The organism is Olivibacter sp. 47 (genome assembly GCF_030372825.1).
Taxonomy (GTDB): domain Bacteria; phylum Bacteroidota; class Bacteroidia; order Sphingobacteriales; family Sphingobacteriaceae; genus Olivibacter; species Olivibacter oleidegradans.
Genome location: NZ_JAUCNR010000001.1, coordinates 583,525 through 607,531 on the forward strand (window position 1 = coordinate 583,525; position 24,007 = coordinate 607,531).

At 42.9% G+C, this 24,007-nt stretch carries 20 protein-coding genes; 9 read left to right on the top strand and 11 right to left on the bottom strand.

Going from position 1 to position 24,007, the window contains the following annotated elements; translation table 11 throughout:
- The first annotated feature begins 3 nt into the window (after positions 1-3).
- The 7 genes from QT327_RS02530 (at position 4) to QT327_RS02560 (ending at position 7,772) form a co-directional block, all read left to right on the top strand.
- The gene (locus QT327_RS02530; RefSeq protein WP_149105938.1) at positions 4-1,665 is read left to right on the top strand and encodes a RagB/SusD family nutrient uptake outer membrane protein; all 1,662 of its coding nucleotides are present in this window, start codon (positions 4-6) and stop codon (positions 1,663-1,665) included.
- A 63-nt stretch (positions 1,666-1,728) separates the two neighbouring features.
- Positions 1,729-3,411, top strand: coding sequence for a hypothetical protein (locus QT327_RS02535; RefSeq protein WP_130858369.1), 1,683 nt, complete (start codon positions 1,729-1,731; stop codon positions 3,409-3,411).
- A 127-nt stretch (positions 3,412-3,538) separates the two neighbouring features.
- Complete coding sequence (locus QT327_RS02540; RefSeq protein ID WP_289551937.1) at positions 3,539-4,966, top strand: DUF3863 domain-containing protein; 1,428 nt, start codon at positions 3,539-3,541, stop codon at positions 4,964-4,966.
- 92 nt (positions 4,967-5,058) lie between these two features.
- Positions 5,059-5,907 (top strand): sugar-binding domain-containing protein, encoded by an 849-nt coding sequence (locus QT327_RS02545; protein ID WP_289551939.1) that lies wholly within the window; start codon positions 5,059-5,061, stop codon positions 5,905-5,907.
- A 59-nt stretch (positions 5,908-5,966) separates the two neighbouring features.
- The gene (locus QT327_RS02550) at positions 5,967-6,890 is read left to right on the top strand and encodes a glycoside hydrolase family 2 TIM barrel-domain containing protein (protein ID WP_289551940.1); all 924 of its coding nucleotides are present in this window, start codon (positions 5,967-5,969) and stop codon (positions 6,888-6,890) included.
- 100 nt (positions 6,891-6,990) lie between these two features.
- Positions 6,991-7,557 carry an NIPSNAP family containing protein gene (locus QT327_RS02555; protein WP_289551942.1) on the top strand — a complete coding sequence of 189 codons (567 nt, stop codon included), beginning with the start codon at positions 6,991-6,993 and terminating at the stop codon, positions 7,555-7,557.
- A complete protein-coding gene (locus tag QT327_RS02560) occupies positions 7,557-7,772 on the top strand; it encodes an NIPSNAP family protein (RefSeq protein WP_289551944.1) in 216 nt (71 codons plus the stop codon). The genes QT327_RS02555 and QT327_RS02560 overlap by 1 nt, the downstream gene beginning before the upstream one ends.
- A 115-nt stretch (positions 7,773-7,887) precedes the next feature.
- Here the strand turns inward: QT327_RS02560 and QT327_RS02565 are convergent, their stop codons facing one another.
- Together QT327_RS02565 and QT327_RS02570 are read right to left on the bottom strand one after the other, a co-directional pair.
- Positions 7,888-8,211 (bottom strand): nuclear transport factor 2 family protein, encoded by a 324-nt coding sequence (locus QT327_RS02565; protein WP_149105941.1) that lies wholly within the window; start codon positions 8,209-8,211, stop codon positions 7,888-7,890.
- Between the two features lie 63 nt (positions 8,212-8,274).
- Positions 8,275-9,066: an SDR family oxidoreductase gene (locus tag QT327_RS02570; RefSeq protein WP_289551946.1), complete on the bottom strand. Its 792-nt coding sequence runs from the start codon at positions 9,064-9,066 to the stop codon at positions 8,275-8,277.
- A 125-nt stretch (positions 9,067-9,191) separates the two neighbouring features.
- Between QT327_RS02570 and QT327_RS02575 the strand changes: the two genes are divergently transcribed.
- On the top strand, positions 9,192-9,551 hold the full coding sequence (locus QT327_RS02575; RefSeq protein ID WP_013667682.1) for a winged helix-turn-helix transcriptional regulator: 360 nt from the start codon (positions 9,192-9,194) through the stop codon (positions 9,549-9,551).
- Positions 9,552-9,692: 141 nt separating this feature from the next.
- A complete protein-coding gene (locus QT327_RS02580; protein WP_149105943.1) occupies positions 9,693-10,202 on the top strand; it encodes an SRPBCC family protein in 510 nt (169 codons plus the stop codon).
- A gap of 490 nt (positions 10,203-10,692) precedes the next feature.
- Here the strand turns inward: QT327_RS02580 and QT327_RS02585 are convergent, their stop codons facing one another.
- The 9 genes from QT327_RS02585 to QT327_RS02625 all read right to left on the bottom strand — a co-directional run bounded on the left by QT327_RS02585 (position 10,693) and on the right by QT327_RS02625 (position 23,828).
- On the bottom strand, positions 10,693-10,926 hold the full coding sequence (locus tag QT327_RS02585) for a DUF6597 domain-containing transcriptional factor (protein ID WP_149105944.1): 234 nt from the start codon (positions 10,924-10,926) through the stop codon (positions 10,693-10,695).
- Between the two features lie 135 nt (positions 10,927-11,061).
- On the bottom strand, positions 11,062-11,865 hold the full coding sequence (locus QT327_RS02590; RefSeq protein ID WP_149105945.1) for a carbon-nitrogen hydrolase family protein: 804 nt from the start codon (positions 11,863-11,865) through the stop codon (positions 11,062-11,064).
- Positions 11,866-11,985: 120 nt separating this feature from the next.
- On the bottom strand, positions 11,986-12,894 hold the full coding sequence (locus tag QT327_RS02595; protein ID WP_149105946.1) for a PorP/SprF family type IX secretion system membrane protein: 909 nt from the start codon (positions 12,892-12,894) through the stop codon (positions 11,986-11,988).
- A 61-nt stretch (positions 12,895-12,955) separates the two neighbouring features.
- The gene (locus QT327_RS02600) at positions 12,956-18,085 is read right to left on the bottom strand and encodes an Ig-like domain-containing protein (RefSeq protein WP_289551947.1); all 5,130 of its coding nucleotides are present in this window, start codon (positions 18,083-18,085) and stop codon (positions 12,956-12,958) included.
- A gap of 21 nt (positions 18,086-18,106) precedes the next feature.
- On the bottom strand, positions 18,107-19,264 hold the full coding sequence (locus QT327_RS02605) for an ABC transporter substrate-binding protein (RefSeq protein WP_289551948.1): 1,158 nt from the start codon (positions 19,262-19,264) through the stop codon (positions 18,107-18,109).
- 18 nt (positions 19,265-19,282) lie between these two features.
- Positions 19,283-19,891, bottom strand: a complete 609-nt coding sequence (locus QT327_RS02610) for a phage tail protein (RefSeq protein WP_149105949.1) — start codon at positions 19,889-19,891, stop codon at positions 19,283-19,285.
- 261 nt (positions 19,892-20,152) lie between these two features.
- On the bottom strand, positions 20,153-20,773 hold the full coding sequence (locus QT327_RS02615) for a response regulator transcription factor (RefSeq protein ID WP_289551949.1): 621 nt from the start codon (positions 20,771-20,773) through the stop codon (positions 20,153-20,155).
- Between the two features lie 68 nt (positions 20,774-20,841).
- A complete protein-coding gene (locus QT327_RS02620; protein ID WP_289551950.1) occupies positions 20,842-22,485 on the bottom strand; it encodes a sensor histidine kinase in 1,644 nt (547 codons plus the stop codon).
- Entirely contained in the window at positions 22,482-23,828 is a 1,347-nt protein-coding gene (locus QT327_RS02625) for a ligand-binding sensor domain-containing protein (protein WP_289551951.1), read from the bottom strand. Before QT327_RS02625 ends, QT327_RS02620 begins: the two co-directional genes overlap by 4 nt.
- Between the last annotated feature and the right edge of the window lie 179 nt (positions 23,829-24,007).

Sequence of the window (24,007 nt, forward strand, 5' to 3'; positions counted from 1 at the left end):
ATCATGAAAAAATATCCATCAAGAATCTTTACAGCCATCGCGATACTACTGCTTATGGTCAATTGTCAGAAGATCGACTTAAGCCCCAAAGATAACCTAAGCGACAGCCAGTTTTGGAAAGGGCCGAGCGATTTTATGAAAGCGGTCAATCAATTATATACTACTGCTGAATCATTTGACGTGAAAGATGTGGATAGTGATATTGGCTATAATCAAGCTCCAGACGTTTTCAGCAATGGCACCTGGAGCGCTCCTACCAGCGATACTTTATGGAGCAATCGCTTTGCAGACCTGCGCAATTGCAATAAAATCATTGAAAAAAGTGAAAGCTATGCCGGCGATCCAAAGGAAATTGAACGCTATGTTGCGGAGGCGCGCTTTTTCAGGGCCTATAACCATTGGCGCTTAATGAAGCGCTTCAATGACATTCCGATTCTAACGAGTGTTTTGAGCACCGACTCCGAAGAGCTATATGGCAAGCGTCAACCACAGGCGACGGCCGAAGACTTCATTTTGTCGGAACTTGAAGAAGCTGCTTCTAAGCTCCCTAAACAAAGTGAAGTTCAGTCGAGCGAGCTCGGTCGTGTTACTCAAGGAGCAGCCCTTGCCTTAAAAGCACGTGTAGCTCTTTTTGCTGGAACATGGGCCAAATATCACCAGCATCGGGGCGACTACGGTCAGTTATTGGATCAAGCGATAGATGCTGCAAAACGGGTTATCGAAAGCAACGAATACCAATTATTCGAGGGCGCAGGGGACGATAGCTATCGTCAGCTGTTCATTGACCAAGGGGATGACTCACACGAGGGCATCTTCGACAGTCGTTATGCCAAAAACATCCGCATGCATTCTGCCGCGCATTCCGTTTATTGGGGCTGGCGGGGAACGCCGACCAAAAAATTGGCTGATATGTACCTCTGCAAAAGCAGCGGCCTTCCCATCGAAAAAAGCAATTCGGGCTTTCAGGGTTATGAGAAAATCAGCGATGAATTCAGTAACCGTGATCCCCGGATGTCGCAAACTTTTATCATGCCCGGCACCAACTACCGCAATGCTAATGGTCCCGACTCGTGTGTAGCAAAGTTTACCGTTCGCCCGGAAACCCGCACAGGTTACAAGCTATGGAAGTTTATGGGCGAAACGGTTGCCGGTGTTAATGAAGCAATCTATGATTACCATATTATCCGTTATCCGGAAGTCTTACTTATCTTAGCTGAAGCCACTTTTGAGAAAGATGGTGCTATCAGTGATAATGTGCTGAATCAAACAATCAATGTGATCCGTTCGCGGAAAGGCGTGGAAATGCCGGTGCTAAGTAATGCCTTTGTGAACAGCAACGCTTTGGACATGTTGACCGAAATCCGTCGCGAGCGTACCATCGAGTTAGCTTTTGAAGGTTTTCGACGAGACGACCTACGCCGCTGGAAAACCGCCGCGACAGAACTCGTTAAACCTCTACTTGGCATTAAATATAAAGGAACGCAATATGAACAACTCAAGGTATTGAACGACGGTAACCCGGGTAATGTAGATGCGAATGGCTTTCTGATTATCGACCCGGCGAATGCCCGTTTTTTCAGAACACCTAAACATTATTATTATCCCGTTCCGTTGGATGAGTTAACGCTCAATCCTAATTTATTACCCAATAATCCGGGCTGGTAACTTATAACAGAAAAAGAAGGGGGTACGCAACAAGGTTCCCTCTTCAATAAATAAATAAATTCTATGTATACAAAAAAAGCATTCTTTTTTATTTTCCTGATTTTTATAACGAATACAATGTATGACCTCGCCTACGGTCAAGCAAATGATCGAACTGGTAACGAGGCACCCCGAATCATCAATATTGTGAATTTCATCCGTCAAACAGACTACCGGGTACAAGATGCCGATAGTCTCTTGTTCGAAACGGTAAGGAAGCAGATTCAACTTGTCAATCAATATCAGTTTCCGGCTACTTTCTTGTTTCAATACGATGCTTTGATTAATCCGAAATATCAGACGCTCATGAAAAGCCAGTTACGCGAAAACTGTGAAATTGGAGCTTGGTGGGAAATTACGCAGCCGCATGTAGAAGCCGCAGGTATTAAATGGCGCGGAGAACATGCGTGGGTTTCTCATGCTAATATTGCCTTCACCACTGGCTACAGTCCGGAAGAAAGAGAAAAATTGGTAGACGTCTATATGGAAAAGTTTAAAGAGATCTATGGCCAATATCCCAAGTCGGTTGGTTCTTGGTTTATCGACTCACATACACTGGCCTATATGTATGACAAATATGGAATCATTGCTTCCTGTAATTGCAAAGATCAGGTAGGAACAGATGGGTATACGCTCTGGGGCGGATATTGGAATCAAGCCTATTATCCTAGTAAACTGAATGCCTATATGCCAGCACAAAGCAAGATGTCTCAGATTCCGGTTCCGATTTTTCGCATGCTCGGGAGCGATCCTATTTACCAATACGATACCGGCTTGGGAGATTCCCGTCAAGGAGTAATCTCTCTGGAGCCCGTTTACCAGGAGTCAGGTAAGAATAAAAAATGGGTCGAGTACTTTTTGGAATCTGTTGTGAACCAGCCCTGCCTAGCCTTTAGCTATGCACAAGCTGGTCAGGAAAACTCGTTCACTTGGGATGGAATGGAAGCAGGTTTAACCATGCAATTTCCCTTATTTGATTCATTATCGAAAGCCGGGAAAATCCGGATAGAAACATTGGCAAGTTCCGCGGCCTGGTTCAAAGCAAGGTTTGATATGACGCCAGCAACGGCCGTGACAACGATCGATGATGTGCGGGATGAAGGGCGTAAAAGTGTATGGTTTAACAGCCGTTACTACCGTACTAACTTGTTGTGGGAAAAAGAAAGTTTTCGATTCCGGGATATACATCTATTTGATGAAGAATTTGAATCCAGCTATTTGCGGAAAGCAGGTACCGGGAACCAATTTTTTTATTATGCGCTACCCATTGTAGATGGTTTTAACTGGAGTACGAAAGAGGATCGCGCGGGACTCCGCATCGTGAAAATAGGTTCTGGTGGAAGAAAAGTGAGCCTCTCTTTAAAAGACCCAACGGTAACAGAGAAGGAAAAAAATGTATTAGAGGTAAGCACGCGGGATGAAGCGGGAAATATTTTTACGATCATTTTCCACGAAGACCGCTTTGAAGTGAACTGTAAACCGAAAGAAAAAGGATTCAATTGGATATTGGAACTACACACCGCGGTATCTGCGAACCTGCCTTTCCAATCTATTACGCGCAAACAAGTAAAGGCGGAATTTCGAAATTTTTCTTATAGTCTTAATTGTAACAAGGGATCAATTCAACAAGGTGCCGAAACAAATGAGGCGGTTTTCCAGATAATGCCTGCGGCACATCAAATCGTTCTGGATTGCACTAACCCTTAGTATTTTTAGGAGGTGGTGCATTATGGCAGCTTCATTGTAAATAACTTAAAATGAGTGAAACGAGTTCATGCCAAAGGCAGCATGAATATTGTTAGAAACAGACACAAAGAATAAAATAATTACGTTAATGAAAATTACCTTTATAGTATTTCGACTAAGTTCTTTAAAATATTTTCTTTTAGGAGTCGCTCTTGTGTTCATTAATTTAGGAGCAAACGCACAAATAGCTTCTTCTGATACCGCGCTTCAGCTAAAAGGCAATCGCTTTGTCACCTTATGCATCATGATACGCACTACCCCCTGGGAGGTGTCACGTGATGTCAAATTGCATCCACGTGATGAGGGAGATTGGCATACCTTAGAGGGTGTGCGCGCTTTACGGGAAGCCTTTGCAAAGAACAATTCCGATGGCCGTTTGACTTGGGGATTTACATTAAATGCCTTGGAAGACCAACGCGAAAATTTTAAGCGAATACGTGATTATGTAGTCGACTGTCATAAAAAGTATGGTGATGAAGTATCATACTTTCCAGGTTATTTCCCCGCTATGTATCTGCCACGTGAGCGGGTAAATCGCGAAATATCGGAGGCGCTAACACTCATTTCCAATATGGTAGGAAATGGTTATCGTCCACAATCAATCATGGGCGGATTTTTATCGGCAGACAACCTTAAATACCTTGCAGAAAAGGAAAATATTCATGTGGCGCATGCTGTGATATGGAGCCAGCACAATATTGATGGCGGTGGAGCGGATGGTTCACCTTCCTATCCTTTTTATCCTTCTACAGAGCACTTTTGCAAACCCGCGCAGGGGAAGGCTGATTTTATTGATTGTGTAAACTTGGATGGCTGGACGGTAGACTTTATCTGTGCCCGCCAGAGCGGTGCCAATGGTCACGAAATAACCGGCTATAACAGTCGCCGAGGTGTAGGTCCTATTGAGACTTATAAAGGCTGGGGTTTAGACCTCGGACACCGGGAAGTCATGCATACGCAGGCTATTCATTTTGACAAAGGCATGGAGTTAAATGGATTTGGCTGGGTAACCAACATTTGGGAGGCGCAAATGGTGCATGAATTTGGGCGGGAGTTTATCTGTGAGGCGATGGAAAAATGGGTAACGGATACAAAAAAGCGTTGGCCGGATACGCACTTTACCAGTTTCGGCGAATTTGGTAATCTCTGGAGAAAGGAGCATGCCTCAAATGAGGATTGGAATTATCGATTTATAGAAAAGGGTTCTGGATTAGGTGATTCTTATAATAACCTGGAAATTAAATGGTTTATGAATAAATCATTTCGTTTGGCTTTACTCCGTAATTGGCATAAAAAGGAGTCCCCTACCTATGTTATTGATTTTACACGATATGACCTTTCTGCACGGGAGCCGGCAGACCCCTCGCCAAACAAACCAGGTAAAGACTGGAGTCTGATGAATGTGCTGAACCAAAAAGGTTTAAGGCCCCAGGATAAGCCTAAACAACTGAGCGAATTGGCTACGAATGATCAGCAGTTGATTAAAAAATACTATCCAGAGCTTTTTAGCAATTAGACAACTTACCGTATTCAGTTACATGATTTTTTGGGGGCTTTGGACTAAAGACCAAGCCACCAACTGAAAAAAATGTATAATCTTGTATTACTATGACGACTTACCAATACTTTATCTACTTCTTACTTCTCTTTGTCAATGCCTATCCCCTTAGGGGTCAAGTGGCTCAATTGCCTACTCCGTGGACCGAAACGGCAAGCCGGGCGGAAGTCCCTTTAGCGGAATACCCTCGACCGCAATTGCAGCGAGCGGAATGGTTATGTCTTAATGGCAAGTGGGATTATCTCGGGGGAAAGGATGCTCCGGACGCTTTTCAGCCACAAAAACCGGCCGTTTTTGATAACGTAGCGGAGAAAATTCTTGTTCCTTACTGCCCGGAATCGTTTTTGTCGGGCATACAACGGAAACAGGAAATAAACATGTGGTATAGGCGGATTTTTGAAGTACCTGCTGCCTGGAAAAACAAACAGATCATTCTTCATTTTGGTGCGGTGGATCATGATGCAACCATCTTTGTAAATGGAGAGCAAGCCGGCAGCCATGCAGGAGGTTATGATGCGTTCTCTATAAATATTACTCCTTTCCTAAAAAACGGCAAAAACACCCTCATTGTAGCAGCTAAGGATTTAAATGATGGTAAAACACCATCAGGCAAAAACGGTCCGCGGGGCGATTATACCTTCACCTCCGGTATCTGGCAGACGGTATGGCTCGAACCGGTAAATAAACACTTTATACAGGGTATTCGTTTACTTCCGGAGCTTGACCATGGACGACTAAAAATATTTGTAGAAAGTGATGGAGCCAAAAAGATATCCGCGGCTGCTTATGATGGTAAACAACTGATTACCAAGAGTGATGGAGTGAGTGGTTCGTATTTTTACCTGCCCATAAAAATCCGAAGCTCTGGTCGCCAGACAGCCCTTTTCTCTATGACCTAAAGTTAAGTCTTTATGGTAAAGATGGTGGTATCTCCGACGAAGTAACGAGCTATTTTGCTATGCGGGATATTAAACTGTGCAAAATAAATGGTGTGGTAAGACCGCTTCTGAATGGAAAGTTTGTGATGCAACTGGGGTTGTTGGATCAGGGTTATTGGCCGGATGGGATATTAACGGCGCCGACTGAGGAAGCCTTAAAATCCGACATCGAGTATACGAAAAAGGCAGGATACAACCTGATTAGAAAGCATATGAAAACGGAACCGCAGCGTTTTTACTATTGGACGGATAAATTGGGATTGCTGGTTTGGCAAGATATGCCTGCCATTTGGTATCCTAACGAAGATACGACGATATACCGGGAAATGTTCCGAAAGGAACTGAAGGCAATAATTGATGATCACTATAATTCGCCATCTATCATCGCCTGGGTTCCCTTCAATGAAAACTGGGGAGCCTTTGACGTAAAAAACATCACGGATTGGGTGAAACAATACGATCCGTCGCGACTGGTTAATGGGAACTCCGGCTTTAATAATAATCCCAGCTATCAGAAGGCTTACGGCGACCCGGGCAATGGGGACTTTGTGGATACACACATCTATGTGGGACCTTACGGCGCTTCGGTGCCTGACAGCGCGCGGGCAGCCTCTTTAGGTGAATTTGGGGGTGTGGGATTATACACCCGAGGCCATATGTGGCCCGTAGAAAATAATGCCTATGCTTATGAGCCTACGCAGACAGCGCTCACGGACCGTTATATACTACTTCTAGAGCAAGTAGATCAGCTCATGAAGTATAAGGGGCTCAGTGTGGCCATATATACGCAAACAACGGATGTGGAACATGAAGTGAACGGTGTGTTGACTTATGATAGAAAAGTGGAAAAAATGCAACTAGAGCGCATTAAGGAAATTAACGAAGCTGTTATTAAGGATAGTTATGAATTGAATAAGAGTATCGGACAAAATGGACAGGACTGATTACACCCAATATTTTATTGAAAGATTTTGGAAGTCGACCGAGTATGAATATCTTTATCTTATGCATTAGCATTTATACATTAAACCCGAATTAACAGTTATGGAACGCAGGAAATTCCTCCAATCTTCGCTTGTGGCTGCTGCAAGTGCATCAGTAAGTATCAACCCAACAATGGCAAATGATAAAGCGCCGACGCAAAAAGAAGTATACGAATGGCGCGAATATGAAGCGCGATTTGGTTCTGATATAGGTCAGCTGGAAAATTATTTCAAAACAGCCCTTATTCCTGCATTGAATAAATATGGAGTAAAAAAAGTTGGTGTCTTTAAGGAATGGAGACCATCGGATCCCGCCAAAATTTATTTATTGATGCCTTATTCTTCGCTCGATAATTATCAATCCGTTAATGCAAAAGTAAAAGCGGACGTCGATTATATTAAAAATAGCGCCGCATATAACAGTATACCTGCTGATAAACCTGTCTACAATCGCTTTACGTCGTCTTTAATGGTTGCCTTTGATGGATTTCCTACAATGGTTGTCCCTTCAGGTGAGTCACGGATATTTGAATTAAGAACATATGAAGGTTATAGTGAAGACGCCGTAAGAAGAAAGATTAAGATGTTCCATGATGGAGAATTTCCTATTTTTAAACGCGCAAATTGATGCCTGTATTCTTTGGTGAAGTGATTGCCGGTGACAGGCTACCCCGTATCACTTATATGCTCACGTGCAACAGCATGGAAGAACGCGATAAGGGGTGGTCTGCTTTTGGGGCAGACCCTGAATGGAAAAAATTACTAGCAGATCCGCAGTATGCGAATACCATTTCTAAAATTAGCAATAGCTTTTTGATTCCAACTCCTTATTCACAGGTATAGTGTCAACCGAGAACCAATTATTGTTAGATGGCAATTGAATTAATCATTACGGCCATCTAACAATTGGCTGCGTCTCTACTGCACGATACGGAATAGGCCCTTTGTCAGTTCTTTTTTATGTCGTAATCTTTAAAGACTGAATGTGTCCATCTGCGATTTCAAGATGATAGTTTAAAACGACAGGGCTACCGGGAAAGGTTCCTGATACTTCTGCTTTTAAAATACTTGTTGTCTCTTTTTCTTCAAAGTGAAGAGGCTGCATTACGGGTTTGTAATTTTCATTAGCATTGGCAATCCATTGTTCGATGTCTGTTTTTCCTTTATACGTTTTCCCTTCATCAAAGACAGTAGCAGTTTCAGAAAAACAGTTAGCATAAGCAACACTGTCGGCTTGATTTTGTGCTTCAACTAATTTGGTTATAACCTTAGGTAGCTTCATATTCGTATCATTTATGGTTAACTAATTTTTTGTATTTCTTTTAGATGCAATTTCATGCTGCAATTATATGGTTGGGATAGTGCCCCCATCTATGACGTATTCTGTACCCGTTAAATAGCCGGCTCTTGGAGAAACAAGAAAACCAACCAATTCTGCAATCTCTTCAGGTTGAGCTGGTCTTCCATAAGGAATACCACCTAACGCATCCATTACACTTTGTGTAGCTGCTTCGATGGAAATATTTGAGCTTTCAGCAATACGTTCCATCATTCGCGCTGACGATTCTGTCATTATCCAACCCGGGGAAACGGTTAACACACGTACACCTTTAGCGGATACTTCTTTTGACAGCCCCTTGCTGTAATTAATTAGGCCTGCTTTTGCAGCGGCATACGGAAGAGTGGAATCATAGAGCGGCAACCTGCCTTGAATAGATGCGATGTGAATAATTACACCGCTTTTGTTGTTAAGCATCTGCGGTAGAAACGCTTTATCTAAGCGAACCGGAGCGAGTAAATTGGTTTGTATCGTCTCTTCCCAATCCCTGTCAGTTAATGCGACAAAGCCCCCCCCCGGGGTTTCGGAACCTCCAAGATTGTTTACGAGGATATCGAGTTTCCCGAATTTTTCAAACACTTCAGCCGCAACTTTAGCAGCGCCCTCCGGTTTACTTAAATCTACCGAAATAAAATACTGCTCTTCATTGAGTGATTCGGGTCTGTTTCTAGCCGTGATGATTACTTTTGCACCCGCTTGGTTTAAACGTTCAGCAATGGCTTTGCCTGCTCCTTTTGTTCCGCCGGTTACCAAAGCAATCTTGCCTGATAGTTCGTTTTGATAATCTAAATTTTCCATGTTCAATAACTTTCAATGCAAAGTTGAGAAGTATGATACGTCCCTACAAGTACGGCATTACGATTCATATAGGGATAAATTATTCCCCTATTGTACGCCGAGGAACATAGGCTTATTTTTGTGTCATGTACGAAAGAAAAATAATACCTAACTTAAATTGCGGACTTGACCTGGTTGGTGAAGTATTATACGGCAAGTGGAAGATACGCTTGCTTTGGTTTATCAATGAAGGTCATATACGACCAAGCGAATTACAACGCAAAATACCGGATGCTTCGCGCAGGGTGTTGAACATTCAATTGAAAGAATTGGAAGAGCATGAACTTATAAGCAAGAAAATCTACCCGGTAGTTCCGCCAAAAGTTGAATATAGCCTTACTGAATTCGGAAAGAGCTTGATCCCGGTAATTGATACCTTAGGACGATGGGGAGACGAAAATGGAGAGCAGTTAAGAACCGTTATAGCAAAAAGATTTACCCCGTAAACTCGATTGAGAGTAAAAAAAAAGTATTAACCAGATTCGTATCGCAGAGGTTAACATAATTTTTACGATAGATTTACGTTGATATCATTAACTTTACGGATATACGGAGTGGTTTAGCTATAGACAATAATGACCACTTTCATGTTTAACTTCATTAATAAACCAATTGTGCCTGTAATTGAATTAACCACTAATATTCGAGCGGAAATTGATATCTGCTTTGATTTGTCGAGAAGTATTGATTTACACTGTATATCCACCGTAGGAACTGATGAAAAGGCTATAGCCGGTACTACTTGTGGATTGATTGGCTTTAATGAAACCGTCACCTGGCAAGCTAAGCATTTTGGAATACGCCAGCAACTGACCTCGAAGATAACAGCATTTGAACGTCCATTCCATTTCAGAGATGAGCAATTAAAAGGGCCGTTTTCTTACATCAAACATGATCATTTTTTTAGAACAGTTGGCAATTTCACTACGGTTATTGATCATTTTGATTATGGTATTCCTTATGGTGTTTTTGGCAAGTCTTTCGACCGGTTAATTCTCAACAACTATCTTCGCAGGTTCTTAGAGGAACGAAATCGTATTATAAAGGATTATGCGGAATGCGGAAGATTTATGGACCTATTAAAAACAGGTTCATAAGCGTATCGTATTCAGTAGGATACTCTTTGTATGAAGACCGATTGGTCAATTTATCGCTGTCATGCAAAGGTAGAAGCAGGAACCTAACAGCATTAACGATTGAGCTTTAAGCTCTTGTTTATCATATTTGACATGAAGACCTTACACTCACGATTAAAGTTAACAATAAAACAAAGGTTAAAACGAAAACCTGTATTTCGGAAATCACCATGCACAGGATGATCAAAAAAAGTAACATGACAGCGTTTGTTACCACACTCATCAGCCTTGCAAAACGGTTTTTTTCCACCAAGTGAATTAGATTGATACAGCCATTGAAAAACATGGCCAAGCCGCCTGAAAGAAACCACATCACACTTGCGGTTGAGCTTAACCCGGTGCGATCAAAAAGTGGATATAGCAGATGCGCTATTGCAAAAGTAAAAATCAATCCTACCAAGATTTTGTACGAACGAACCATTTCCTTTCTTCTTTTTTACAAAATTGATTATCAACTAACTTTTTCGTATATCGCTTCTGTTAATGCCCCTCCCAAATAGGCCGTTTGTGGTTCTAATACAATGTTCTGCTGACTTGTTGCAAATCGATCACCCATATTCACAACAATGTCGACACAGGTATCAGGATAAAAAACTTCATAAGCTCCGTTCGTACCTTTGAGTGTCCAGTAAGAGTGAATATAGGGTTTCAGCTCTTCACAAGGTTTGAAATATTCGAATGGCATACTAAAGATTGCTTATCCTGCCAAAAGGGCTTCTTCCAAAGTTACATTTTTTAATAACTAAATTTAGTGATGGGCTTACGCCAATTAAAAAACTATCAAAATTAAACGTGCATAACGACGAGCTTACTTTTGTTATTACGAAAACGTCTTCTCATATACTAAGGCTGGCTTAAAACGCTTCGCCAAGGTGCCGGTAGCTTTACTTAGGTCAATATCGACTATCAGCACACCGCTTTCTCCATAGTTCTGCCTAGCTAAGCAAGAACCGTCGGGCGCTATGACAGCACTGGCCGCTTCTTGGTACTTAGCGGCATAATTGACGCTGGCAAAGTAAATGGTGTTTTCCAAGGCGCGCATCATCATTGCTTTTTCGTAATAGGGATTTTCTTTAGCGCCGAACTCGGTGAGGAGCATTCCTTTTTCATTACTGCCGACAAAATGCGGGTGAAAAACGATCTGTGCACCTCGTTGAGCAGCCCACCGTACCGACTCAGGATATCGAAAACCTTCATGACATATGGTGATTCCAAACTTGACCTTGTTCAGCTCAAAAATTTGCCGCTGCTCGCCTGCCGTCCATAAATTATCTTCTGTAGGATCTAACTGATTTTTTGTTTGATAACCTAACAATTCTCCTTTATTTGATATAACATGAGCTAGATTAAACACTTGTGATCCAAGATACCAGTCCATGGGAAGAATAATAGCGATATGATTTCTTTTAGCTATATCGCAAGCCTCTGCCAACGCCCACTTTAATGCGTCAGCTGTACGATCTTCTTTTGAATAACCCATTCCCGGATAACCAGGGATGAAAGATTCAGGGAAACAGACCACTTCTGCTTGTTGCAGCCCAGCATATTCAGCTAAAACACGTAACGAAGCAAGTCCCTCGCGAAGAGATTTAGGAAAAAATGGCGACGCCAGCGCTATTTTCATGAGTTGAATGGAATAATACGCTAAATATAACAAAGTTTTATCATACCTCCTCTATCATAACAAGTGTTCATTCCATCGTTCATTTATTTTTAGAGTAAATAGGACCACCTTCCAATAAACTTATAAAATACCGGCTTTACCACTTCCAAATCGATAACTTAAACCGACCTCGTGAGTGGCATTATCGATTCTTCGTTTAAGTGGATTATCATTGGAGTTAAATTGATAACTATACCCCAGCTTCAATGGCCCCACCATGATTTCAAGCAAGGCAGATAAATCACTATTAGTGCGAGCATTTAACCCCAAACCAGCCTTCTTCTGCACGTATATCATTGCAGAAAAATCTGCCTGTAAGGGCACTCCCGGAATATAACTTGCCAGGAATGCGGGTTTTATGTCAAAACTCTGATCAAGCCGAAGCACAGCACCGCCCATGAGGTGATATTGATTGCTGAAATTATATTGTCGATTTATATCGCCTCCAGATCCTAAATCTGACAGGGCAAGTCTTGGCATGGAAAGACCGACATAATAACCTTCGGGCCGATAAAGCAACACACCGAAACCCATCAAAGCGGTACTTTCGCGAATATCAGAACGAAACGCAGGGTCATTTGGATCTACTTGACTAAAACTTCCGTTATAAAAGCTGACCCCTAAGCTCATGGACATTGCCAAGTACTCGTTCTCCGAAAGCCGAACTGACTTCGCCAGAAAGGCACTTAATTCCGTTGCGTTTTCAATGGCCAGACTTTCATGGCGCACATTTAATCCTATCGCCGCATTAAATTTGTGCCAAGGTGCATGCGCAGTCATCCAATAGGAAGTTGGCGCACCTTCTAGGTTAACCCATTGCTTGCGGCCCAACAAAGCAACCTCGCCATCTGGCCGTAACAAACTTGCAGTAGGATTCAAGGCGGTTGGCTGATTAGCGTATTGATTATACGTGGGAGCCTGTTGAGCTTTTGCGAATGTAAGGTGCAGCAATAGGACCGCAATAACTGATATGAATTTTATACTGTTCATGTTAGCTTATATTTTCGCTGCCTTCATTCTTAAAAAGAAGGCGTCTATCTTTGATGACCACTTAATATCGGACTACGAAATAACCTTTTTCATGCTTCCAAGTTCCGTCCACTTTTACTTCCAGGAGATAATAATAGGTTCCTGGAGGAATCTGGTTATTACCAGGACCAAGCCCTCGGAACACTTTGTCTTCATTATTGTAACCGCTCATCTCTATGATTTGCATACCGTTCCGGTCTACAATGATAAGTTTGTTATCAGGATAGTCTTTAACTCCTTCGATCATCAGAAAATCATTGATACCGTCTCCATTTGGTGAAAGCGCTTTGTGTACTTTTATGGGTAACGCAGCTCCCTTATCTATTACTTGCACCCGGATGCTTACAGGGTTTGCGGCTTCATAGTTGGCGTCTCCTTCCTGGAAAGCCGTTATCATTACGGTACCTAACCGAAGGACATTAAGGGTTGTCCCGGAAACAGTTGCTACCTGTGGATCGCTTACTTCTAGCCGAATCGGCAGGGAGCTGCTTGCACTTACCGTTAACGGGAGACGGCCTACGTTACGGGCTACTTCTCCTAGTTCCGTGAAACTAATTTCTTGCGAAGCTTTTTTAACGATTAGTTTCCTACTTACCGTTGGCTTGTTGTTATAATTAGCGTTATCCGGAACGGTGGCCGTAATAATAGTTTCACCAGCGCCAACAATATGGATACGCCCGTCGACACTGATTGTCGCTACGTTGGTATTACTGCTAATGTAACTAACCGCCTCCCCACTATTAGCCGTAGCCTGTACATTAAAATCGTTATCGCCGTAGGTTTTTTCCGGTAATTCCGCGAAATCGATACTACGCTCAACAGTCCTTATTTGTAAGGTTGCTTTTAGCGTGAGTGGGATATAATTGCTACCGCTTACCTTAGCGGTTACTTCCTGCATTCCAACATCGGTGCGATTGTTATTCTCATAACTGACACTTGTGCCTACTGGCAAAGTCCCCGAGATGGCCAGTGATTTTGCGGTGCCGTCGTATACAAAAGATCCATCTTGGAAACTGATGCCGGTGATAGCGGCCTTGGTTACTGTCAGATTGGCGGTCAACACTAGATCGGTATAATTCGCTCCGTTGATTGTTGCTATTACCTCTTGTGTACCTACATCTGTGCGACCATTGTTTCCATAGCTAACAGTAGTGCCTGCTGGTAAAGTACCTGCTATTGCTAATGACTTGGCCTTACCATCGTAGGCAAAACTTGCATCTTCCAATGTGATACCAGTAATGGTGGCCTTGCTGATTGTTAAGTTTGCTTTCAGCACCAGGGTTTCGTAATTATCACCGTTAATGGTGGCCGTCACTTCCTGTGTTCCTACATCCGTGCGATTGTTATGCTCATAACTGACACTTGTGCCCGCTGGCAAAGTCCCCGATATAGCCAGTGATTTTGCGGTGCCGTCATACACAAAAGCCCCGTCTTCCAACGTTACACCTGTAATGGTGGCCTTGCTGATTGTTAAGTTTGCTTTCAGCACCAGGGTTTCGTAATTATCACCGTTAATGGTGGCCGTCACTTCCTGTGTTCCTACATCCGTGCGACTGTTATTTTCATAACTGACACTCGTGCCCGCTGGCAAGGTACCTGAGATGGCCAGTGATTTTGCGGTGCCGTCATAAACGAAAGATCCGTCATCCAACGTTACGCCCGTAATGTTGGTCTTGGTAATTGTTAAGCGCGCTTTCAGTACCAAGGTTTCATAATTATCACCACTAATCGTAGCACTTACTTCCTGTGTACCTACATCCGTGCGACTGTTATTTTCATAACTGACAGTCGTGCCCATTGGTAAAGTGCCCGAAATGGCCAGTGATTTTGCGGTTCCGTCGTATACAAAAGATCCATCTTGGAAACTGATGCCTGTGATAGCGGCCTTGCTAATCGTTAAGTTTGCTTTCAGCACCAGGGTTTCGTAATTATCACCGTTAATGGTGGCCGTCACTTCCTGCGTACCTACATCCGTGCGACTGTTATTTTCATAGCTTACGCTTGTGCCCACCGGTAAGGTACCTGAGATGGCCAATGATTTTGCTGTTCCGTCGTATACAAAAGATCCATCTTGGAAACTGATGCCTGTGATAGCGGCTTTGGTAATCGTTAAGTTTGCTTTTAATATCAGTGTTTCATAATTATCACCGCTAATCGTGGCCGTTACTTCCTGCGTACCTACATCGGTGCGACTGTTATTTTCATAACTGACACTCGTGCCCGCTGGTAAGGTGCCGGCGATAGCCAGCGATTTTGCGGTGCCGTCATACACAAAAGACCCGTCATCCAAGGTTATGCCCGTAATAATCGTCGCATACTGAAGACTTAGTGTATTGGATGCTAGGTTACCATTGCTACCGACATTAACCGCCATATCAGCTGGTATGTAGATCTGCACAATTCCCCCCGCCGCGGGTGTCACTAAGAACGAATAAGAAATATTATCGTTTGTTTGTAAGTTACTAAGTGTTGCATTGCTTCCTATAATATCCTCAAGTGTAAATCCAGTAACGGCTTCACTGAACGTTGCAATTACGGTGAAAGGACTACTAACTGGAGAACTGGCCTCCGTAGAAAGCGTTACGCTTGGTTGTATGGTATTGACGAAAATTCCTGCTGTACTCGGTACATTATTCAACATAGCGGAAGCCTCATTGCCAGCAGCGTCCTGCATAACACTTGCATTGCCGATAATTCCGGCCAAGGTGATCCCATCTAAATCTAAGTCTCCGCTTTGCACGGCGTAGCTAAACGCAAGCGTGCTAGTTCCTGAACCTGCAACATAGGCCGCCTGAACAAGTGCTGCTCCAATAGTTAGGTTCAGGTAAGGGTTGCCACTAACGGTAACAGGCTCATTGAAATTCACCGTAAAGTTTAGTGAACTTCCCATTCTATAATATCCATTATTTGGTACAATAACCAAGGTTGAAACGGGAGTAACTCCATCAACGACAATATCATGTTGACCGGCAAGGGAGTTTGGACCACCAGTATTTGGCAATGTGAGATCCGCATCAACTAAAGCCCCGTTTCTTATCACCGCACCATTGAGTCTCAATGCGGTGGTTGATAGGTAATCCAGGTCATGACTGAGATCACCTGCTTGCACCGTGTAATTAAATGTTATGGCATCGGTACCCGATCCGGAAACATATTCGGCCTCCCTGTTCACGACACCTGTATTTAATGTCAGCGTGGGGTTTCCCCCTGCCGCTTGAACGACGACAATTTGATTAAAAACAACTACGATACTTATCTCATCTCCTAATTTATACAAACCGTTTGAGGCAGTTGTATTTACCATATTTATTCGTGGGTTTCCAGCAGTTACTGCTATTCTAAGCGTTGCGGTGTCACAAAGTGAAGGCGAGCCATTATCACATACTTGATAGATTACACTATCTTGACCGAAAAAGTCTGAATTTGGCGTGTAGGTAAAACTGCCGTCTGCATTCAGCACGACTGTGCCATTCACAGGCGCCGTCACCAGTGAGGCAGTCAACGCATTCCCGTCGGGATCGTTATCGTTCGTCAAAACGTTACCCGTTGCAGGTTCATTTTCAGTTACAATAATTTCATCATCAACTGCAACCGGAGCGTCATTTGTTGAATTTACGGTAAACTTGACAGTCGCTGTATCGCATAAGGACGGGCTACCATTATCGCATACCTGATAGTTCAGGCTGTCTAAGCCGACAAAATTAGTGTTTGGTGTGTACGTGAAACTGCCGTTAGCATTCAATACCACCGTTCCATTAACCGGCGCCGTCACCAGTGAGACAGTCAGCACATTCCCTTCAGGGTCTGTATCATTCGTCAAAACATTCCCTATCGCTGCTACGTTTTTCGCTGTACTGACAGCATCGTCTACAGCCATCGGAGCGTCGTTCACCGGCGTAATATCTATATTGATAGTACCAACGACTACATTATTTGCACCGCCTGAACCGGTGTTACCGTTATCATTGATGGAAACTTCTACCAGAGCCGCATTGTCGCCTGACAGGTTATGATCAGGTCGGAAATAAATATTACTAGGCACATTGATGTAATTATTAAGATCTATCAGATTTCCCGTCAATGTTAACTTTCCAGTCAAATGGCCCGTTATGGAGATTCCAGTTCCTGCTGCAATATCAAATATTCCGCCAGTGGCGTCCAACGTTAAGGAGACTTGTCCCACACCCGCATCAACATCCATTATTGTCGCCGACGAAATATCCAATGCATCTTCGGTAGCGTCTTCTCGCACGGTAATATCGGCAGGTAGTCCCACAATTACCGGTGCATCGTTTACCGCTTCAATTTGAAAGTGTGCCCATGCTGTATCACATCGAGAAGGTGTACCATTATCGCAAACCTGATATCGTAAACTATCCAAACCATTAAAATTAGCACTTGGTGTATAAGTAAAGCTACCATCCGCATTGAGTACGATCGTGCCATTTACGGGCGCCGTCACCAAAGAGGCGGTCAGGGCGTTCTCTTCCGGATCACTATCATTCGTCAAGACATTCCCAGTGCCGGGTGTATCTTCCCTTACCGATACGGCATCATCCATCGCGACAGGAGCCTGATTAGTCATTACTTCAATATCATCCAACATAACACCTATGTTGAAACCAACTATTTCAAGCTCATCCATATTCGCCAAGAATGGATAGTCGCTTGAACTTATGGCAATTTTATGGATGGGTATAGTGGGTTGATAGTAAGTCCGGATGGTATCAATAAGAACACCATCTCTTTTTACATAAATTTCAATCATCTGGGTTTCATTTTGGGTAGGCCAAATGTTAAATTGCCTTATACCAAAATTATCTCCAGAGGTACTTTTTAAAGTGGCAGAATGAAGCGTAGCGCCAGCCAACGCATCATAACGTAACACTTTTGTACTTAAACTAGTGCCAATTAACACCCTGATTTGACTACCATTGCCATTTCCCGTTGCAATGGCTGAAAAGCCATTACCAACCTCCCAGGTGGCTGGTGCCGTATTTGTGCTAATGGCGTGAACCTCTCCTGCATTAAAGCCCTCCCAGTCATAAACACCGGAATTGAGTACTTGTGCATGTACAATAAGACCACTGAATAACAGTCCGCAAAGCGTTATTAGGTAGTTGAAAAATTTTGTAGGGTAAAAGTATTTCATATATACTTGTTAAAATATCGACTAGACGCATAAGTAAGGATTCTGCCACCCGGAACTATTTTGATAGGCCGCTTGCAGCATCTCAGGGTGCTCCCAACTGATACCTGGATCCTGGTCAATTACCTTATTTTCTACTAGGCCTGTTTTACGATTGATTTGTGAGAGCCGGACATATACCGGGTGACTGGACTGATAAGGCGTCGTTTTAAGGTTGATTTCCCCTCGTGGACCGAGGCAGGTGATCGCTGCCAGCACACTAGCCAATGAATCGCGTGTGATCTTCTTATCTTCATGTCCACGAATCGCTTTTGAAAGACATAAGCCTACTTCGTAACCAAGCATGCTATACACTATCGGTTTCTCGTCATAGTTACTCTCATAAGCCTGTATAAAATCCTGATTAGCGCCTGTTTCTAATGTGTAGGTCCAGGTTATAGCACTGGTTAGATTTGTCACGAATAGATCGCTTGTTTCCAAGCACTCATCCGTCATAAACGGAGCCACACTTAATGCGGTGCGAGAGGATATCTTACTTTCCTGATAATAGCGGAGAAACTGCTCTCCTTCTTTTCCCGATAACATGGCGTGGGTGTGGTTTGGCATCAACATTTGTAATTGATTGATGAGAAGCAGGGTGTTTGGCATGGAAGTCATTCCATTTATAAAATTAAGCTTGACGTGGCTAGCTCCAGCCGCATGTAAGCCATAACGATAACATTCGTGCATATTATACCCTGCCTCATAATACGATAGGCTTACACATGGATCCGCGCCGTATTCCCGTTGCGCCCATTTCCCCATCACCCACTCGCTTTTCCAAAGATCGAGACTCGTATAAAAGAGATAATCTGACCGGAATTGATACGTAGGAACAAAACCACCTAAATTGGCTATCGCGACGGGTATACGGTATTTATTGATGATTTCTAAGCAGTTTTGAGTAACCTTGGTACCTACCACACCAATGATCATATCGACTTGATCGAATAAAGCCAGTTTATTTAGTGCATTTTCGACAAAGGACTGACCGCCGGTTTGAATAAACTCCTCAATAATTTCGATACGGCAGTTTGGTGTCCTTTGCGCCAACGCAAGCATAACACCTTGCTTGAAATCATTGCGAAGATTTTTGAACACCCCTGAATAGGGTATTAAGAATCCTATTTTTAACTTTTGCATATCAAAGGTAAAAGGGGATTATTCTCTCGAAGGAAATACACCTTGCAGTGCAATTACAAAATTGAGTACTTGATAAGGCTGCATGATGTTGAACGGTATATTGCCGCCTGCGAATCCTACAGCTACGTCTCCTCCACCGGTTGCTGATACGCCACCGAGATTGACCAAAGTGCCCGCATTTGCCTGATCGATAAAGCCATTTAATGATGCTGCGTTATTGGGGTCATAGGGTGCTGCCAATACGCTACCAGATGTGGCTACATGTGTTTGTGCTTGGTTCGTGGAAACACCAACGGAAACGCTCCCGGGAGTTGGCGTGAACGTTGCTTGATGTGTATGCATTGGCATTTGGGCCGATGTCAAGGTGATGGTTTCTGTGCCCGCTGTTTGTCCAAGCGTATAATTGGACCCGCCTGGACTTTGTCCTTGGCCAATTACCGCGCGACCTTGCAAGTCCGGCAATGCAAAGGTAGTTGTACCATTCCCACCATAAGTAGTTCCAAGCAGTGCAAACAGTGCGGAGTTTGAACTGATGGCTAAGAGCTGCCCTTGACAAAATGCCCAACCCCTTGGGGCAAAATTGGGCGCCCATATCATTATTTCGCTTAAAAGAGGATCTGCTGCCATAATTTTTGAGTTTAGTATGTGTTACGTATATTGACTGCTATTGTGGATATGAAATATTTCACACAATTTCCACAACAGCACAAAATGAACACAAATTTTGCTCACTTTGTATCCCTCCTTTGGGGGGGATCGCATGTGTGGAAATTAAGGGTTGTGCACTGTGGCTAAGAGGAGGAGCTAGCGTAGCCTGGATATACTTGTTATTTAGTGTAGGAGCTGATACAAGGCATAATTTATTAAACAAAGCTTCTTACACATGAACTATTTAAATTTTCGGCTGATCAATGCATGTCTACTATTGACCTCTAGCTTTTGATAGATATTTTTAATATGATATTTAACGGTCTCTACAGCAATATCCAAACGCAGTGCGACTTCCTTATTAGTTAGTCCTTCCTCAATAGCACTTACGACTTGCTCTTCTCTCGGTGTAAGTTTTTCTTTTGGATCAGGCGTCACCCTGGGGTTGAAATACTCCACCACCAGTCGTGCAATACCTGGCGACATCGGTGCTCCCCCATCGCAAAGTGAAATAACAGACTCTTTGATTTTTTGTAAAGGCGTTTGCTTTAAGAGGTAACCGGAAGCGCCATTGCACAAGGCTTGAAAAACCCTTTTTGCGTCATCATAAACAGTCAGCATAATTACCTGACATTTTGGTGCTCTCTTTTTTATGCGGGAAATCCCTTTAATTCCGGATTCTCCAGGCAGCCCGATATCTGACAAAACCACATCGAGATAAGTATTGTCTGTCCACTGACTCATAAAGTCTTCTACCGAGCCCGCCGCTAAAAGACAAGAAAAACCTTGCTGTTCTTTGAAAAAATTTAACAGGGCTGTACGAATATGCTCGTCATCCTCAATTATCCCTAAACGTATCATGCGTTAAAACTATTTATTATTTTTGGTTCTACATCCCCCCCAATGGGGGTGCATGCATTAGTTTTAAACTACATAAGTATTATATGCACCTGAAAATATTGATTCTCTTCAACAATAGACAACTGTGCATTCATTTTAGCAGCGCGCTCCTTCATATTTTGGAGTCCGCGTCCACCTTGGTGATTTACAAATAATTCCTTAGGATTTGAACAGGTATTTTTAATCGACAAGTGTATAGTATTGTCGATAACCAGCTCGATGATTGCTTCTGAACCATCGCCATACTTGATCACGTTGGTCACAGCCTCTTTAAAAATAAGAAAAAGGTTCTGCCTTACAATTTGTGACAAGCCGTTTGAGGCATAAGCTCCCCGAATCTCAAACTTATACTGAAAATCTACCTCCTCCTGAAGTTTATACAGGTAGTCTTTCATACGGATAACCAGGTCTTTTATTGTATCAAAACGCGAATCGATCGACCAAACCATGTCGCTCATGGTAGATAAGGCTTGCCTACTAGTATCTGCGATTTGTTGCAATTGCTTATTTTCTCCACTCCACCCGTTTATTTTGCTGTTCAGCGAATCGGCTTGGTAATAAATGCGTGTTAAAGAACTTCCCACCTCATCATGAAGATCGCTGGCGATGCTAATTCGTAAACGACGTTCTTTGATTTGTATATATTCACGATATTTAAAGATTGCCCAAATAATGATCGCGAAAAGCAATACGAGCAGGCATTTAAACCAAATTGTTTGATAAAAGGTGGGATTCACTTGAAGTGGCACGATTAGGCTAGCGTTAGTCCACCGCCCATCCGGCAGACGAGAAGCAAGGTGCAGCTGATAACTGCCGGGCGGCGTTTCAACGAAGGTAATTTCCTGCCGACGCCCCAAAGGCAGCCAATCCAAGTGTCCATCCAATCGATAAAAAAACTGTAGCTCTTTGGCCAGCTCACTCACCCCGCCAAAGCCAATCGTAAAATAGCGCGTCCCAGCTTCTATTATAAGCCTTTTATCTTGTTTATACGGGAAGGTGTAATGCCGTTCCAATCCCTGGCCTGCTCGCTCGGTAGTAAAGCTGGTAATATTTAGGGGAGTGGTTTTCGTTAATCTTCTTACTTGCGGCACACGAGGCGCCTCCGCATTAAAATAAAGCAAACCATTGATGGTTCCCAAGTAAAAGGTATTGCCCTGCTGAAAAGCAGCCGCCTGATTAAATTCATTTGCTGGCAATCGATCCAGTCGAGAGTAATTAGCAATCTGCTTTGTCTGTTTGTCAATCATACTTAAACCATTATGGGTGGCTACCGCGACATGGTCTGCCTTGGTTAATATACTATACACAATATCATCAGCCAAGCCATCTTCATTGGTGATTTTCTGCCGTACCGCTCCATTCCCGTCTAATATCCAAACGCCTTCTCCATGTGTTCCTATCCAAAACGTATCATCTACCGGCGTAATACAATACACTGCGTTTCCCAAGGCATTTGTTTGCAAGCTGTTAGTTTGGCAATCCCAGATAAATAGCCCTTCGGGCGTACCGATCCATAATTTTTTTCCAACGGGTGTTACATGTAATATCTTTAATCGTGCAAGTTTAGGGTGTTTCACTACCCGGTATGTTTTTGAATAAGGATTAACCATATATAAGCCTGCATAAGTGCCTACCCATACAGAATCATGCGAAACACGCGTCAACGTTGTCATGGCTTCAACTGGCAGTTTTTCGCTTTTTGCCGCCAAACTAAGCCTAATAGATGAAAGTCGTTTTTTTTTCGATCGAACCAGAGCAAGCCACTTCCTTCCGTTCCTAATAATAAGGTGTCTTTACTCCATGGAAGTATCCGATAAACAAACTGCCCACCGAGTGTTTCCTTTTCTCCGGTCCGCTCGTTTATGGCAATAAATCGATCTTTGTACGATCCGACATAGAGCGTGCCGTCACTGTGCTTATAGATGCTTCGTATACTATTGATTGACGTACCATTGCTAAGGAGCGTATGAAATCGATGATTAGTGGGCAATAACTCTAAGACATGATTGTTAAGCGACATCAACAAGCTATTACCTAAATTTTTAAACCATACGATATGATCATCTTTTAGGTTGTCGGGGTAGGTCATTTCTTGCTTGCTTACATGGTTGGTCGGAAAGTTATATGTAAACAGCTGTTCTTTACCGATACTTGCTTTATTCGTGAATATCAAGATGTGATCATTATTGAAAGGTGCCATATATACGGTACCGTCCTTACCAACCTGATTCCTTTCCAATGCCGGAATTTGGTCAAAAGTTCCGTTTTGAGTATCAAAAAGATACAAACCACGATCTTTAATGTTTAACAAGCATTTTCCCGAGGGATGAAAGTGCACTTGTTCAATCTCTGTATTATTCAATTCAGGTAAGCCAAAGTATGTCGGGGGTGATAAATAACCCTCCCGGATTCGGAGACGGATCATTTTCCCTGCTTTCGTGGATACCCAAAGTTCTCCGGCATAAGGTTCTGAGATGGAAACGATAGAAGGCTTGTTGAAATGGTTTGGATAATCCCGATTGATATCAAGCAGAAGTTTTAGGCTATCACCGTTGACCTGATAGAGTCTACCATCAAACGACCCTGCATATATATTGCCGTTGCGCCCTTGCCCAATACACTCTATATCCGGTTTATGAACATATTGGTCTAATTCCGGGTTTTTTACAAAATTCATTTCCCAACTTCGCAAATCGAAGCGTACGAGGCCATTTTCAGTTCCGATCCAAAGGTTGTTTTGCCTGTCGGGAAAAAGGGTCTTAATTCTACTGTTCGGAATAGCGGGTTTACTTTTATTATTCAGGAAGATAGTTTCGTTTCCGTCGTATCGACATAATCCACCGCTAGTAGCCATCCACAGAAGCCCCGCACTGTCTCTTATAACATCCGTAATAACTTGGCTCTGCAAATTTTCGGGAAACTTGGCATCTCGAAAAATAAATCCCTCTTCTTGGGAGTACACGTACAACATACGTGTAAGCAAAACAATAAGCAAGAAAGGTTTTCTAATATACATGAATAGGTAGAATGGAACACATTCATCTGATCTGGTGCGAAACTTTAATTATAAATTAAGCGAAATATTGTCCATCTTTTTTATTCATTCTGTTCATTTTTTTTACACATAAAAATTGGGTAAAAAGTGTTCTCCAAAGTCTTTCTCCAAACGAATCGATAGAAGAACAGTTTTTTTAT

Bases quoted from the DNA above. Each gene is read 5' to 3' on its own strand.
- QT327_RS02560 (WP_289551944.1), top strand. From the start codon at position 7,557: ATGCCTGTATTCTTTGGTGAAGTGATTGCCGGTGACAGGCTACCCCGT.
- QT327_RS02585 (WP_149105944.1), bottom strand. From the start codon at position 10,926: ATGCCATTCGAATATTTCAAACCTTGTGAAGAGCTGAAACCCTATATT.
- QT327_RS02605 (WP_289551948.1), bottom strand. From the start codon at position 19,264: ATGCAAAAGTTAAAAATAGGATTCTTAATACCCTATTCAGGGGTGTTC.
- QT327_RS02565 (WP_149105941.1), bottom strand. From the start codon at position 8,211: ATGAAGCTACCTAAGGTTATAACCAAATTAGTTGAAGCACAAAATCAA.
- QT327_RS02545 (WP_289551939.1), top strand. From the start codon at position 5,059: ATGACGACTTACCAATACTTTATCTACTTCTTACTTCTCTTTGTCAAT.
- QT327_RS02575 (WP_013667682.1), top strand. From the start codon at position 9,192: ATGTACGAAAGAAAAATAATACCTAACTTAAATTGCGGACTTGACCTG.
- QT327_RS02550 (WP_289551940.1), top strand. From the start codon at position 5,967: ATGCGGGATATTAAACTGTGCAAAATAAATGGTGTGGTAAGACCGCTT.
- QT327_RS02555 (WP_289551942.1), top strand. From the start codon at position 6,991: ATGGAACGCAGGAAATTCCTCCAATCTTCGCTTGTGGCTGCTGCAAGT.
- QT327_RS02600 (WP_289551947.1), bottom strand. From the start codon at position 18,085: ATGAAATACTTTTACCCTACAAAATTTTTCAACTACCTAATAACGCTT.
- QT327_RS02615 (WP_289551949.1), bottom strand. From the start codon at position 20,773: ATGATACGTTTAGGGATAATTGAGGATGACGAGCATATTCGTACAGCC.
- QT327_RS02540 (WP_289551937.1), top strand. From the start codon at position 3,539: ATGAAAATTACCTTTATAGTATTTCGACTAAGTTCTTTAAAATATTTT.
- QT327_RS02590 (WP_149105945.1), bottom strand. From the start codon at position 11,865: ATGAAAATAGCGCTGGCGTCGCCATTTTTTCCTAAATCTCTTCGCGAG.
- QT327_RS02610 (WP_149105949.1), bottom strand. From the start codon at position 19,891: ATGGCAGCAGATCCTCTTTTAAGCGAAATAATGATATGGGCGCCCAAT.
- QT327_RS02595 (WP_149105946.1), bottom strand. From the start codon at position 12,894: ATGAACAGTATAAAATTCATATCAGTTATTGCGGTCCTATTGCTGCAC.
- QT327_RS02580 (WP_149105943.1), top strand. From the start codon at position 9,693: ATGTTTAACTTCATTAATAAACCAATTGTGCCTGTAATTGAATTAACC.
- QT327_RS02570 (WP_289551946.1), bottom strand. From the start codon at position 9,066: ATGGAAAATTTAGATTATCAAAACGAACTATCAGGCAAGATTGCTTTG.
- QT327_RS02530 (WP_149105938.1), top strand. From the start codon at position 4: ATGAAAAAATATCCATCAAGAATCTTTACAGCCATCGCGATACTACTG.
- QT327_RS02535 (WP_130858369.1), top strand. From the start codon at position 1,729: ATGTATACAAAAAAAGCATTCTTTTTTATTTTCCTGATTTTTATAACG.
- QT327_RS02625 (WP_289551951.1), bottom strand. From the start codon at position 23,828: ATGTATATTAGAAAACCTTTCTTGCTTATTGTTTTGCTTACACGTATG.
- QT327_RS02620 (WP_289551950.1), bottom strand. From the start codon at position 22,485: ATGACAACGTTGACGCGTGTTTCGCATGATTCTGTATGGGTAGGCACT.